Genomic DNA, 13,308 nt, shown 5'->3' on the forward strand with positions numbered 1-13,308 from the left:
TTTCAACGCCTCCGGCGGATCCGCAAATTGAGAACTGGGCTGTACATGGACAGTTGACCAATGTGACACAGTCACACAATCGCTTTCCTTCCCCGTATTCCGGGATGAATAGCCTCCAGCAGAATGAACGTTTGGAGGAAACCACTGACCTTACCCTCTATGCGGGTCTGCGACTTTCCCCGAGCACAGAGTTCTGGATCAATCCAGAAGTCGATCAAGGCTTCGGAGTTAGCAACACAGTCGGCGTGGCGGGGTTCCCCAGTGGCGAGGCATACAAAATCGGGGCAAATGCACCTTACCTTCGCGTACCGAGGGCATTCATTCGCAGCCTATTTGCACTGCCAGGTGGTAGTACTACAATTGAAGGTTCAGCCAATCAACTGGGTGGCCCAGTTGCCACCAACAATGTCACGGTCACATTGGGTAAATTTTCAGTAGTCGATGTGTTTGACAACAACACGTACGCTCATGACCCAAGAAACGACTTCCTGAACTGGTCCATCATCGACGCCGGTGCCTTCGACTACGCTGCTGATTCATGGGGTTTCACCAACGGCGTTGCCGTGGAATGGAACAAAAACTGGTGGACCTTGAGGGCTGGCCGTTTTCAGCTGTCGTCTGTGCCCAATGGCAAGGTTACTGGGTTCGATTTCAGCCAGAGAATGTCAGTCGTCGAGGCTGAAGGGCGTTATGGTTTGGGCAATTTACCCGGAAAGTTGAAATTGCTCACATTCCTGAATGAAGGTCGCATGGGGGATTATAACGATGCGTTAAAACAGGCGTTTATCACAGGATCCGTACCAGACACGGCCATGGTTCGCAAACGCAGTTCAAGAGCAGGGTTTGCGATGAACCTGGAACAGGCGATTGGTAGCGACGCAGGAATTTTTGCGAGGTGGAGTGCGAATGACGGTCGCAAGGAAGCCTACGAGTTCACTGAAATCAATAAATCGTTCGCGACCGGCATTTCAGTCAACGGCAGAACATGGACCAGACCGAATGATCAGTTTGGCGCTGCAGTGGCCTTGAACGCATTGTCGGGTCCCGCAAAATCATACTTTGCAAGTGGCGGATCCGGCATTTTGATCGGCGATGGCAGACTGAATTACAACACTGAGCAAATCCTCGAGACTTTTTATTCGATGAGCATCAGTGATCAGGTGACTTTTACAGTGGATTTTCAACACATCAACAACCCTGCCTACAACCGCGATCGCGGCCCGGTGAATCTCGGTGCCATTCGCATTCACATGCAATTCTGACCTTGTCAGAAAACTGTCAGCAAACCCTCAGTCATTCCTCAGTATCGCTCTCTAGAATTCGCAACGGGAATAATTTGCGAATACTGAAATATGCGTCTGAAGGGCCGAGTTGCTAAATCCGTAATCCTGTTTGCATGGGTGTGGCATGGCCACGTCTGTGCGGGAGTACCTGCGCCTGCAGCCAGGGACTTCACACTGAACGACGCACTTTCAATCGCTGTTGAACTCAACTCAGACATTACCGCAGCGAAGGCCGCGCTTCAGGTGGCCCGCGCTCAATCTCTGTCTGCACAAGCAAGACCCAACCCGCAACTCAACCTGCAGACTTTCAACATTAACCACCAATTGGGAGTTGGCGCAGGCAATTTGTCTGACAAGACGGTAGATTCCACGATCCAGATCAGCCAGTTGATCGAACGAGGCCAAAAACGACAAATTCGATCTGAAGCCGCTGACTACCTGATTCAAGCCGCAGAAAACGACTTACGTAGCACTACGAGACGGGTCAAACAGGCCGTTGCCGACAGCTATTTTGACCTGAAGGCGGCAAGTGACGCATTGACACTCAGTCGCGAACTCGAAAGCCTTGCGGAAAACAATTTGAAACTGGCCCAGTTGCGAGTTAAGGCGGGGGATCTGTCTGGTGCGGAGCTTCAGCGCGTTCAGGTGGACACCTACCAGGCCCACAATGACAGCAGCGCGGCGCAAGACGACTTAAACATCAAGCGGGACGCATTTCTGCGGCTGATCGGAATGGCCAACCAGCCTGGAAATCTGCGGCTGGCGCAACCCTGGCCGAGTAAAGTGGACTCACCTTCCGGGGAAAATCAGCAAGACACGCCTGAACAACCCGAAGTGGAAGCTGCGAAAGACCGTTTGAAGGCCGCCAGCAAAGCGGTGGAACTCTCAAAGGCACTGCGAACCCGCGACATTACGCTGGCTGTTCAATATGAACATTACCCCACAAGTCCCTCAAACATGCAGGGCAGCGGTAACAGCGTAGGGGTTGCTGTTCAGTTCCCGCTGTTTGTTTGGTACGACTACGACGGTGAAATATTGGCTGCACAGGCGGTGCAAAACCAGCTGGAAGAAGACGCTCAGCGAATCAGGGCGGAAAGCAGTGCTGATGTCAATCTTGCGCAAAGTCGCGTCGAAAGCACAGCCGTGCGGCTGGCCAATTACCACAACGACATTGTACCTGCAGCGCGCAAATCACTGGAATCCGTGGAATACGCCTTCAAACAAGGAGCCGCAGGCGCCACTGAACTACTTGACGCACGACGAACCTACAAACAAACCCAAAGCGGTGAAATAGCCGCGCAGGCCGACTATGCAAAGGCGCTGGAACGCCTGCGACTATTCAGCACGATGGATGAAAAAACACCATGAAAGCAAAACAAGCCATTGGCCTGACCTTGACCGTGATCGCTGCAGCGGGTGCAGGCTGGTTTTCCGCCAGCATGTTGAGCAAACACAAACCCTCAGCGGTCAAAGCGGCAGAGTCTGAGGCCAGCAACAAACAAAAGCCTGCCGAGCCTGGTGAAGTCACTGTTCAAGATTCTCAACTGACAGCACTGAAAACTGAAACGCTGAAGGCCTGGCCCAAATCGGTCACTGATTCCTTAAACGGCAAAATCGTCTATGACGAAGACCGCACTGCCCGTGTTGAAACCCCAGTTGCCGGACGCGTGACGCGAATTTTGGCCGACATTGGCGACTCAGTTGCCAAAGGACAGGCGCTGGCAGAGCTGGATTCCCCTGATTTTGCCAGCGCACAGGCGGACTTTCAGAAGGCAACTGCCGATCAAACCATGAAGGAATTGGCCTGGCACAGGGCACAAACACTGCTACAGCACGAAGTAATCGCTGCACGCGATGCGGAGGCAGCCAAAGCTGATTTTCTGCAAGCGCAGGCGGAAACGACCCGAACCCGTGAAAAGGTGAGAAATCTTCACGGGCTTATGATTTCAGGCACTCCGGGTCAATTCCGGCTAGTGTCCCCTCTTTCAGGCAGGCTGGCCGCAAGGCAAGTGAATCCAGGTATGGAGGCCAAACCGGATTCGGGCTCTGCCCTTTTTATCGTGACAGACCCCACAAAGTTGTGGGGTCTGGTGGACGTGCCAGAAGCAGACATTGGCAAAGTGTTTGTGGGACAACACGCCACCGTGGAGGTGCAGGCCTACCCCGGCAAACTGTTCGACGCCACGGTGACCCGCGTTGGCCTTGCGGTCGATCCAGACACACGCCGGATTCCAGTTCGATGTGCATTGAACAATGCTGATCTTTCATTGAAGCCGGACATGTTTGCCAAGGTGGCGTTCTCAGATCGTGAAGCCACGCAAATTGTGCGCGTTCCCAATCAAAGTCTTCTGACAGACGGGCTATACAGCAGCGTTTTTGTACAGACTGGATCGAACACATTCAAAAAATTGAAAGTTCAATTGCTTCGACGCGGCGCAGACTTCAGCGAGGTCTCAGAGGGCTTGAAGCCCGGTGACAATTTGGTGGTCGAGGGCGCACTGCTGTTGAATTCGGAAGCCGCCAACGATGCTCAATAAGCTGATCGAATTCGTATTGGCACAACGTGTATTTGTGCTGGTCATGACAGGCGCATTGTGCCTGTTTGGTTACAGGGCCGTGACCGACATCCCCATTGAAGCCTTTCCTGACGTGCAGGATGTACAGGTTCAAATAGTGACCTTGAATCCAGGGCAAGCGCCAGAAGAGGTGGAACGCGCCATCACCCTTCCGATCGAACGGGCGATGAACTCAGTGCCCAGGCAGACCCAGTTGAGGTCGGTCACGCTCAACGGGCTTTCCGTGGTCACGCTGACATTTGCAGACCACACGGATGACTACTTTGCCCGCCAGCAAGTGCTTGAAAAACTGCAGGAGGTTAACCTTCCGCCGGGCATTCAACCCACACTGGCGCCACTGAGCACCGCGGTTGGCGAAATTTTTCGCTATGTGGTGCGCGCACCAGCAAGCATGTCAGAAAACGACGTGCGCTCCCTTCAGGACTGGGTGATCAGCAACAAACTGCGAATGGTACCCGGTGTTGCCGATGTGGTCAGTTTTGGTGGCACAGTGAAGGAGTATCAGGTGCGGGTAGATCCGGACCGGCTAAAGCGTTTCGGCGTCACGCTGGACCAGGTCAGCCAGGCCCTTGCCAACAACAGCGCCAACGTTGGTGGTGGCTTTTTCAAACGGGGTGACGAGTCGCTCGTGATTCGCAGCATCGGGATCGTAAGGTCGCTGGAGGACATTGGCCATATCGTAGTACAAGCCAACAACGGTAAAACAGTGTTGGTGCGGGACGTCGCACAGGTTGAAATCGGACACAAACCCAGATCCGGCATTGTGGCCTATGACAAAGCAAACAGTGTGATCGAGGGCATTGTATTGATGACCAAGGGCGCCAATGCGGCCAAAGTCATCTCGGATGTACGCCAGCGAGTGGACTCCATCAACGCCAAATTGCCCAAGGGCGTGCGGCTTGAGGTCATCTACGACCGGACAGACTTGATCAAGAAGACCGTACGCACCGTGACGGAAAACCTGTTGATCGGCGCCCTGCTGGTGATCGCCATTCTGATTCTGTTTTTACGCAACTGGCGCGCAGCCCTGATCGTGGCCACTGTCATTCCCTTGGCACTGCTGTTTGCGTTCATCCTGCTGGATGCCAAGGGCATACCCGCCAACCTGATCTCACTGGGCGCGGTGGACTTCGGCATCATTATTGACGGCGCGGTGGTGCTGGTAGAAGCCTTGATGGTCAGACTGGCAGAACAGGCCTTGACCGGTTCAAACCAAACCACCAATTGGCGTACCGGGCAATCGGTTCTGAAAGAAACCGTGACCGAAATGGGACACCCGATCCTGTTCGCCAAAGCCATCATCATCACTGCATTCCTACCGATCTTCACCTTCCAGCGGGTAGAAGGAAAGATCTTTACACCTGTGGCCTTGACATTGAGCTTTGCTATTCTGGGTGCGGTCATCTTGACTGTGACCTGGATTCCATCGCTGCTGGATTGGGCCATGCGCTCCGGTTCCATGGCAGAAAAGCACAGTCCGTGGCTGATCAAGCTTCAAGACCGCTACAGACGGATGCTGCGTGCCCTTCACCTGAAACGCCATGTTCTTTTGCTGGCCTCTGGCTTTGCATTGACCCTGACTCTGTTGCTTTCGCCTTTGCTGGGCAGTGAATTTCTGCCCAAACTGGATGAGGGCAATATCTGGTTGACGATCACATTGCCACCCTCCAGCGCGATCGAGAACACCCAATCTGTTGAACAACGGGTACGACAAATTTTACTGTCCTACCCAGAGGTGGCCCATGTCATTAGCCAGGTTGGGCGCCCCGACGACGCCACCGACCCAAAAGGCTCCAACAACATCGAAATTCTGGCAGACCTGAAACCCACCGACACTTGGCGCTTTGATTCAAAAGACGAGCTGATTGAAAGCATGTCCAAACGCCTGCATGCCTTGCCCGGCGTACCAACCAACTTTTCTCAGGTTATCGAAGACAACGTGGAGGAATCCCTTTCAGGTGTGAAGGGTGAAATAGCCATCAAGATCTTCGGCCCAGACCTGGCAGTTCTTGCCCAAAAGGCCCGTGAAGTTGCTCAAGTGGTTAAAAACATACCCGGCGCAACCGACGTGGGAATGACCGAAATTGGTGGGCAGAGTGAATTGGACATTCAACTGGACAGAGACAGGATCGCCAGACTCGGCCTGAATGTGGCAGCAATCAATTCGGCAGTTCAGGCCGGACTGGCAGGCTTGCCCGTCAACACGTTTTACGACGGAGACCAACGCTATGACCTCAGCATTCGCCTGGACAAGCCTTTTCGCAGTTCAGCCGACAGTATTGGTGCCTTGCCGATTGCCCTGCCCGACAACAAGGGGGTAATCACGCTGGCAGAGATCGCCCACATCGAACAGACCCAGGGCGCCAGCATGATTAACCGGGAAGAAGGCAGCCGGATCGCGTCCGTCAAGGCCAACCTGATTGGTCGGGATCAAGGCAGCTTCGTGGCTGAGGCTCAACAAGAAGTGGCCGACAAGGTCAAGCTGCCCCCAGGATACCGCTTGACTTGGGGCGGGCAATTTGAAAACCAGCAACGTGCGGTTAAACGGCTCTCGGTCATTGTTCCCGTCACCGCACTGCTGATTTTCTCTCTGCTGTTCTGGACCTTCAGATCGGTCAGGCGTGCGCTCGTGGTGCTCGGCATCGTGCCTTTCTCCGTGATTGGCGGTGTGATTGGTCTGGGCCTCGAAGGTCTACATTTCTCGGTCTCGGCCGCTGTTGGCTTTATCGCTGTTGCAGGAATTTCTGTACAAAACGGCGTGATCATGATCGAGCAGATCCTTGAATACCTGGACGAAGGTATGACGCTGTTGCGAGCCAGTGTAGAAGGTGCAATCAGCAGACTTCGCCCAATATTGATGACTGCCTTGATGGCGGGTCTCGGTTTGCTGCCTGCTGCCCTCTCACACGGAATCGGTTCAGAGACCCAGCGTCCCTTCGCCGTGGTGATTGTTGGCGGCATTGTGTCTGCCACGTTCTTCACGCTCACCCTGCTGCCGATTGTGTTCTCCATGGTTGAACAGCGTCACCAAAAACCCGTTGAGGGCTCCGAATCATGAATATTTTGCTCGTTGAAGACGATCCAGTACTGGCCTCCGGTATTTCCAGGGTGCTGGAGGGTCATGGCATGAATGTAGAAACAATCAACAATGGTTCCACTGCAGATGCACTGGTTCGGCAGATTGAATTCAGTGCAGTCATTCTGGACATCGGGCTGCCGGGTTTGGACGGATTTGAAGTGTTGCGCCGAATGCGCCAACGCAATGATGTGACACCAGTTTTGTTACTGACTGCACGAGACGCCATACAAGACAGAGTGCACGGGCTGGAGGTTGGAGCCGACGACTACCTCATCAAGCCGTTTGCAACACCCGAGTTGGTGGCGCGAATTAAGGCATTGATTCGACGCAGCCGAGGTGCGGACAACGCGATATCGCTTGGCGACCTAACGATGGACTATTTTGGCCGCCGAGTGCAGATTTGTGGCCAGACCGTTGATCTTTCGGTGAGAGAGTGGACAGTACTGGAATATCTGATCAGAAATCTGGGCCGGGTTCTTTCGAAGCAGCACATTATTGATGCCATCTTCACCACAGACACTGAAGTGTCCCTGAACGCGATCGAAGTCTATGTGTCGCGGCTGCGATTGAAACTGGCAGGTTCGGGACTGCGAATTCGCACCATTCGAGGATTTGGCTATTTACTCGAAGGTGTAGAGACAGCATGACCAGCATTCGCCTGGGGCTACTGAAAAGGCTCATCATCCCCATGCTGCTGGTCAGCTTGCTGGCCAGTGCATTGACTTACTGGCTTGCCTGGGGACCGGCACAGCTGGCATTTGATCAAAGCCTCGCTGACAATGCCTGGGCCCTCGCTTCGCGACTGAGAGTCATCGACAACAAGGTAGTGGTCGATCTTCCCAACCCAGCGGCTCAAATTCTGCGAATCGACCATTACGATGAAATATTCTTCGCGGTTCGTGACGAAGCGCATCACACCATTCTCGGTGATCACGATTTTCCGAATTTACAAACGGCGCAGGCTGACCAAGCACTCTTGGCCTATTACGCAACCATGCGCGGCGAGCCCGTGAGGGTGATTACCCTCATTACCCACATCGATGGAAAAGAGGTCCGTATCGGTGTGGCTGAAACGCTCAGAAAACGCAAGAGAAGCCAGTCTGAAATTCTCAGTGGTCTGATGATTCTCGAAAGTCTTTTGCTGGGAGTATTTGTACTCGTTGTCTGGAAAGCGGTGGGCAGCGGACTTCGCCCAGTCTCTCGATTCCAGGAAGAACTGGATATGCGAAAGCCTGGAGATCTGACTGCCCTTCACACGGAAAATCTACCCGTGGAGCTTGCACCTGCGGTCAAAGGGATCAACGACCTGCTCGCGCGGCTGGACAGCAGTCTTCGCACCCAACGGGAATTCATTGCCGATGTAGCCCATCAAATACGCACACCACTGGCCGGCATACAGACCCACGTTGAATGGCTGATCACGCGCCATGCCAACGATGAAAAATCGCGGCAGTCTCTGGAACTGGTGCTTTCTTCGGTGAAAGACCTGACACGAAAAAGCAACCAATTGATGTCGTTGGCACGAGCAGAGCCAAGCCGCTGCAACCCTGAACTGTTCGAAGAGGTCCGACTCGATTTGCTGGTGGAAAACACCATGCAGCACTTTATCCTGCTGGCGGACAACAAGCTGATTGATCTGGGCTTTGAACTGACGCCTACCTCCGCCAGAGGCGACGTGTTTTTGCTGCGCGACCTGCTGGACAACTTGGTGGACAACGCCATTCGCTACACGCCGGAAGGTGGCAGGGTTACGGTTAAATGCAGAACGATGCCAGATAGCTCGGCTGAACTGGAAGTCGAAGACACCGGACCTGGTATTCCTGAACAAGCCAGAACCAATGTGCTGAAGCGTCATGTCCGCCTTGATATAGAGGGTCAAAAAGGCGCCGGGCTTGGACTTGCCATCGTCAACAACATTGTTGCTGACCACAATGCCAGTATCGTCATCGCCGATTCGCACGCCAATTCGGGAACACGGTTTGTTGTGAGATTTCCTGCATGAAATTCAGAACTCTTCCCGGTGTGTTGCTGGACATTGCTTACCAGATATACCCCGACCAATGGCGCAAACGGCTGAAATTTTTTCTGCGCAGCCTGCTGTTCTATCGAACTTCGCGACAGTGGCTTGAAGGACTGGATGATCTTGTGCCCTTGAATAGCCTGACTCGAAACCATGCCCATATTCTCGAAAAGCCATACCGTCCCTACCTTGAAAAGTCTCTTGGGGCTGGGCAGCGTGCCATGTTGGTATTGCAACATCACGAAACACTGAACATGCGTGGATGGAATGCACTTTCATTTTTGGAGAATCCTCAAGAACACAAGGTCATCTGCAAATTCGATGGCTGCAGGGGCCAACACTATGAAGTGCATGTTCAGAGCGCAAGTCAGTTTGCCAAAGAAGGCGAACTCACAGTCAGCCTGATGGAACAAGGCTACCGGCTTTACGCTGCAACCTTCACGCTGCTTGATGAAGAGGATACGCTCACCCTGTTTGTGGGTTGTCTGCAGGGTGCAACAGGGCCACACCGCAGAGAACTGATCAACAGAGCAACCAAGAACTTTCACAACACACGGCCTGGCCTTTTGATGCTATTCATTTTGAAAGCAATGGCCCGACACCTGCTGGCAGACAACTTGGGTATGGTCTCATCGGCCAAACATGTGTATCAGCATTTGCGCAAAAGGCGCACGATCTCGTTCGATTACGACAAGTTTTGTATCGAGCAGGGCTTCTCAGCCACGCCCAACGGCCATTGGATTTCAGATCTGGAGATCAAACACAAAGCGCTTGAGGACGTACCATCGAGCCGTCGCGGGGAATATCAGCGAAAATTGCGTCTGAAAGAAGATTTGCAAAATCAGATCGAACTGTTCCTGAATCAGCTTCAAGAAATACCTGAATAACTGAGTTCAACGCTTGATACGGTTGCTTTTGCGGGTGCGGTCCATGAACTCAGGCGGTTTGCTGCTGACCCATTTCACGAAAGATTGAATATCGGGGTGGGCCAGCAAAGCGTCAATGGTGAAGTAATGCTGGGCCAACTCAGCCTCGGTAAACAGGGCATGAATTTGCCGGTGGCAAATGCGGTGCAGGCTTTGCGTTACCTTGCCGCCTTTCAGCTTGGGCACCAGGTGGTGCAGGTCCTTCTGCGAAGGCGGAATTTCCCGCCGACACAGCGGACACACCTCGGGTTCAGGGGGTTGATACCAACTTTCAGGCTCATTTCTACGACGCTTGGACATGACTTGCTGCACCAAAATCCATTGGCTGCTAGTTTGCGTCAAAATGAAGGTCTTGAAAACCACCTGACCCGGAGAAGTACCATGTCGAACACACCGCCCATCAGCCGTTTTCCGGTGCCGGAACTGGCCGACCTGCCTGACGACATTCGAGCGCGTGTTCTGGCCGTGCAGGAAAAATCTGGTTTCGTACCCAATGTATTTTTGGTGCTGGCCCACCGGCCCGATGAATTCAGGGCGTTTTTTGCCTACCACGATGCGCTGATGGAGAAGCCCGGCAACCTGAGCAAGGCCGAGCGCGAGATGATTGTGGTGGCCACCAGCAACGCCAACCAATGCCAGTACTGCGTAATTGCCCATGGCGCCATTTTGCGCATTCGGGCCAAGAACCCGCTGATTGCCGACCAGGTCGCCATCAATTACCGAAAGGCGGACATCACGCCCAGGCAGAAGGCCATGCTTGATTTCGCGATGAAGGTATCCCAACAAGCCTACGCGGTGAATGACACTGACTTTGAAGCGCTGGCCGCACACGGTTTCACGATGGAAGACGTGTGGGACATCGCCGGCATTTCAGCGTTTTTTGGCTTGTCCAACCGCATGGCCAACGTAACCAGCATGCGCGCCAACGACGAGTTTTATCTGTTGGGGCGTCAAGCCTGATCCAGCTTGCGAAACACCCGCTGAATGCTGGGCCGAATCACCAAAAACCCACGGTAGGTGCGCTCCATCAACCACAGCACACCGGGAATTCTGGCCAGGCTGGCCAATAAGCGCCACCCCGGCAACTGCGCCCAAATGTGCACAAACGCGGCAGCCCCGCTCAACAATTCGCCTTGGGCTGTGCGTGTGTGGAAGCGCTTCATCAACTGCGCGTGGGTGACCCCGGCGGGCAAGCTGCTTTGTTCAACCGACACATCAACCCACTCGATAGGCTGGTCGGATTTCAGGTTTTGATACAGCGAAATTTCACGACGGCACAAAGGGCATGAACCATCGAAATACACCTCGGTGCAGGCGTTTGTGGGTGTGGGGTCAGACATGTGAACTGCGTGCTCCGTACTGCTTGAGACTGGGCTTCATCATACCCCGATGCACCCATGGTTGTCAGCTTGCAACACCGATACAAATCGTCACAAAAGCCAAAGGCACGACGGTGTATAGTCCGTGCTCATCTTGACGATTGTGTGCTTATCGTGTTGCCCTCCGAAGAATTGCTTGTTCGTTTTACTGGCCTGGTGGCTGCCCTGCTCAGCATGTGGGGCTACATCGAAGTGACCGAGCAAAAAACCAAAACGCTGTTTGCCATCAGCTCGGTGGTGTGGGGGGTGCAGTACGTGTTGCTGGGCTCGGCCACGGGTGCTGCCATCATGGTGTTGGCGGCTGTTCGGCAGGGGGTCAGCGTGTATGCCATGCACATGTCGCTGCGCCAAAAGCAACTGTTTGCGGGCGTGTTTACGATAACGGCCTTTGTATTGACTGGGCTGACTGCGCACATTTGGTATCAGTCGATGGTTCCACTGGCAGCCACCCTGATCGGCACATGGAGTTTCTTTTTCTGCTCCAATGAAAACATACGCCGCTGGACCCTTTTGTCCAACGGCATGTGGGCGGTTCACGCGGTCATTTTCCGGTCTTGGGAATTGCTGGCCTGCATGATTGTGCTGAATGTGGCCAACCTCTACGGCCTGTACAAAATCAGCGCTGCGCGCCGCCTTGATCCATTGAGCCCATCAACTCACTGAGCTTTCTGGAACAGACATCCAGCGCCTTCAATGCGTCCAACGCTGCCGCGTTGCTGCTCTTGGCATGTTCAGATTGTTCCGAGCAGCGCAGCATGCTGTCACTGACCTCCTGCACTTCACGCTGGGTTTGAGTAATGATGTCAGCAATAATTTTGGCCTGTTCATCGGTTTTGGTGGCCAGTTTGCGCACCTCGTCCGCCACCACAGCAAAGCCACGGCCAGCCTCGCCCGCGCGGGCTGATTCGATGGCGGCATTCAACGCCAACAGGTTGGTTTGAGACGCAATCTCGGAAATGGCGCGCGTAATCTCATTGATCCGCTTGGCCAGTTCGCCCAACTGCCCCACCCGTTGGCGACCCTCTTGAACCTGCTTGGAAAGGCTGTTGATGGATTCGCTGTTTTGTCCGGAATAATTCACGGCCTCTTCAGAACGCTTGACGGCCTCTGCTGAAATGACACGGGTGGAGCTGACCACGCGTTGGTTGTTTTCAGCCTGTTGATGGCGATGGGTAACGTCGATTGCAAATTTCACCACGCCGACCACATTGCCTCGGTCATCCACCACGGGGTTGTAGGTGGCCTCCAGCCAAAGCGGGCGATTGCTCTTGGCCACGCGTTCACATTCACCTGAATGAAAATGTCCGTCGGCCAGGTCAGCCCAGAAATGTTGATAGTCGGCGGATTGCTGATAGTCGCGCGTGCAAAAAATTCGGTGGTGCTTGCCTCGAATTTCGTCCATCCGATAACCCACTGCATTCAAAAAGTTGTCGTTGGCGTCCACGATGTGGCCATCCGGCGTGAATTCAATGCGTGCCATCGACCGATCCATCGCCTGCTGAAGCGCGCGAACATGCATGTCTTCCTGCGCTTTAACGGTAATGTCTTGCGCAACTTTGACAATGCCGGTGACGTTGCCGCTGAGGTCTCGAACGGGGGTGTAGGACGCTTCAAGGTAAATGGGGGTGCCATTTTTACGCACACGCCTGAACTGCCCTTGATGCACGGTGCCGGCAGACAAGGCGGCGCGAAAATTGCGGTATTCATCACTTTGAACCAGATCCGAGGCGCAAAACATGGAATGGTCTCGACCTGCCACCTCGCCGAGGGTGTATCCCATGGCACTTAGAAAATTGTCGTTGGCGTCCAGTAGCCGCCCCTGGGGATCAAACATGACACAGGCCATGGATCGACTCACGGCTTGCAACAAGCCAGCCTCAAACAGGGCCTTTGCCGACTGTTGGACGGATTCAGGATTGACTTGTGGAACGACCTTGCGCCTTTTGAATGTGAACATGAAGCCACCCTTTAGTAAAACACTGTTGCGTGTACTGCCCGGGCAAACAATGCTGGATTGTGAAATACGGTCACACCATGTTACTGAG

General features: G+C 53.9%; 12 protein-coding genes and 1 pseudogene. 9 read left to right on the top strand and 4 right to left on the bottom strand.

Features of this window, described 5'->3' with window-relative positions; all coding sequences use genetic code 11:
- The first annotated feature begins 104 nt into the window (after nt 1-104).
- The 7 genes from QQJ87_RS03950 to QQJ87_RS03980 all read left to right on the top strand — a co-directional run bounded on the left by QQJ87_RS03950 (nt 105) and on the right by QQJ87_RS03980 (nt 9,845).
- Entirely contained in the window at nt 105-1,262 is a 1,158-nt protein-coding gene (locus tag QQJ87_RS03950) for a carbohydrate porin (RefSeq protein WP_284280109.1), read from the top strand.
- A 90-nt stretch (nt 1,263-1,352) separates the two neighbouring features.
- On the top strand, nt 1,353-2,651 hold the full coding sequence (locus tag QQJ87_RS03955) for a TolC family protein (RefSeq protein ID WP_284280110.1): 1,299 nt from the start codon (nt 1,353-1,355) through the stop codon (nt 2,649-2,651).
- Nucleotides 2,648-3,820, top strand: a complete 1,173-nt coding sequence (locus QQJ87_RS03960; protein WP_284280111.1) for an efflux RND transporter periplasmic adaptor subunit — start codon at nt 2,648-2,650, stop codon at nt 3,818-3,820. Before QQJ87_RS03955 ends, QQJ87_RS03960 begins: the two co-directional genes overlap by 4 nt.
- A complete protein-coding gene (locus QQJ87_RS03965) occupies nt 3,810-6,917 on the top strand; it encodes an efflux RND transporter permease subunit (RefSeq protein ID WP_284280112.1) in 3,108 nt (1,035 codons plus the stop codon). Before QQJ87_RS03960 ends, QQJ87_RS03965 begins: the two co-directional genes overlap by 11 nt.
- Nucleotides 6,914-7,585 (top strand): response regulator transcription factor, encoded by a 672-nt coding sequence (locus QQJ87_RS03970; RefSeq protein WP_284280113.1) that lies wholly within the window; start codon nt 6,914-6,916, stop codon nt 7,583-7,585. Before QQJ87_RS03965 ends, QQJ87_RS03970 begins: the two co-directional genes overlap by 4 nt.
- Complete coding sequence (locus QQJ87_RS03975; protein ID WP_284280114.1) at nt 7,582-8,940, top strand: sensor histidine kinase; 1,359 nt, start codon at nt 7,582-7,584, stop codon at nt 8,938-8,940. The genes QQJ87_RS03970 and QQJ87_RS03975 overlap by 4 nt, the downstream gene beginning before the upstream one ends.
- Nucleotides 8,937-9,845 carry a VirK/YbjX family protein gene (locus QQJ87_RS03980; protein ID WP_284280115.1) on the top strand — a complete coding sequence of 303 codons (909 nt, stop codon included), beginning with the start codon at nt 8,937-8,939 and terminating at the stop codon, nt 9,843-9,845. The genes QQJ87_RS03975 and QQJ87_RS03980 overlap by 4 nt, the downstream gene beginning before the upstream one ends.
- A gap of 6 nt (nt 9,846-9,851) precedes the next feature.
- On the opposite strand, the gene QQJ87_RS03985 is transcribed toward QQJ87_RS03980, so the two are convergent.
- Entirely contained in the window at nt 9,852-10,184 is a 333-nt protein-coding gene (locus QQJ87_RS03985; RefSeq protein ID WP_284280116.1) for an HNH endonuclease signature motif containing protein, read from the bottom strand.
- An 81-nt stretch (nt 10,185-10,265) separates the two neighbouring features.
- Between QQJ87_RS03985 and QQJ87_RS03990 the strand changes: the two genes are divergently transcribed.
- Complete coding sequence (locus tag QQJ87_RS03990) at nt 10,266-10,844, top strand: peroxidase-related enzyme (protein ID WP_284280117.1); 579 nt, start codon at nt 10,266-10,268, stop codon at nt 10,842-10,844.
- Here the strand turns inward: QQJ87_RS03990 and QQJ87_RS03995 are convergent.
- Complete coding sequence (locus QQJ87_RS03995; RefSeq protein WP_284280118.1) at nt 10,835-11,224, bottom strand: thiol-disulfide oxidoreductase DCC family protein; 390 nt, start codon at nt 11,222-11,224, stop codon at nt 10,835-10,837. The two genes, QQJ87_RS03990 and QQJ87_RS03995, sit on opposite strands and share 10 nt — an antisense overlap.
- 144 nt (nt 11,225-11,368) lie before the next feature.
- On the opposite strand from QQJ87_RS03995, the gene QQJ87_RS04000 reads away from it, so the two are divergent.
- Nucleotides 11,369-11,926: a YgjV family protein gene (locus QQJ87_RS04000; protein WP_284280119.1), complete on the top strand. Its 558-nt coding sequence runs from the start codon at nt 11,369-11,371 to the stop codon at nt 11,924-11,926.
- On the opposite strand, the gene QQJ87_RS14670 is transcribed toward QQJ87_RS04000, so the two are convergent.
- Together QQJ87_RS14670 and QQJ87_RS14675 are read right to left on the bottom strand one after the other, a co-directional pair.
- Nucleotides 11,880-12,401: a methyl-accepting chemotaxis protein gene (locus QQJ87_RS14670; protein ID WP_431310072.1), complete on the bottom strand. Its 522-nt coding sequence runs from the start codon at nt 12,399-12,401 to the stop codon at nt 11,880-11,882. The genes QQJ87_RS04000 and QQJ87_RS14670 overlap by 47 nt on opposite strands.
- A gap of 21 nt (nt 12,402-12,422) precedes the next feature.
- Nucleotides 12,423-13,220, bottom strand: a pseudogene (locus tag QQJ87_RS14675) (PAS domain-containing protein); the annotation flags it as partial.
- Nucleotides 13,221-13,308 lie beyond the last annotated feature (88 nt).

The organism is Limnobacter litoralis, assembly GCF_030160455.1.
Classification (GTDB): Bacteria; Pseudomonadota; Gammaproteobacteria; order Burkholderiales; family Burkholderiaceae_B; genus Limnobacter; species Limnobacter litoralis.

Coding starts and splice junctions, on each gene's coding strand:
- QQJ87_RS03950 (WP_284280109.1), top strand. CDS start 105: ATGAATAGCCTCCAGCAGAATGAACGTTTGGAGGAAACCACTGACCTT.
- QQJ87_RS03975 (WP_284280114.1), top strand. CDS start 7,582: ATGACCAGCATTCGCCTGGGGCTACTGAAAAGGCTCATCATCCCCATG.
- QQJ87_RS03995 (WP_284280118.1), bottom strand. CDS start 11,224: ATGTCTGACCCCACACCCACAAACGCCTGCACCGAGGTGTATTTCGAT.
- QQJ87_RS03955 (WP_284280110.1), top strand. CDS start 1,353: ATGCGTCTGAAGGGCCGAGTTGCTAAATCCGTAATCCTGTTTGCATGG.
- QQJ87_RS03960 (WP_284280111.1), top strand. CDS start 2,648: ATGAAAGCAAAACAAGCCATTGGCCTGACCTTGACCGTGATCGCTGCA.
- QQJ87_RS03965 (WP_284280112.1), top strand. CDS start 3,810: ATGCTCAATAAGCTGATCGAATTCGTATTGGCACAACGTGTATTTGTG.
- QQJ87_RS03990 (WP_284280117.1), top strand. CDS start 10,266: ATGTCGAACACACCGCCCATCAGCCGTTTTCCGGTGCCGGAACTGGCC.
- QQJ87_RS03980 (WP_284280115.1), top strand. CDS start 8,937: ATGAAATTCAGAACTCTTCCCGGTGTGTTGCTGGACATTGCTTACCAG.
- QQJ87_RS03970 (WP_284280113.1), top strand. CDS start 6,914: ATGAATATTTTGCTCGTTGAAGACGATCCAGTACTGGCCTCCGGTATT.
- QQJ87_RS03985 (WP_284280116.1), bottom strand. CDS start 10,184: ATGTCCAAGCGTCGTAGAAATGAGCCTGAAAGTTGGTATCAACCCCCT.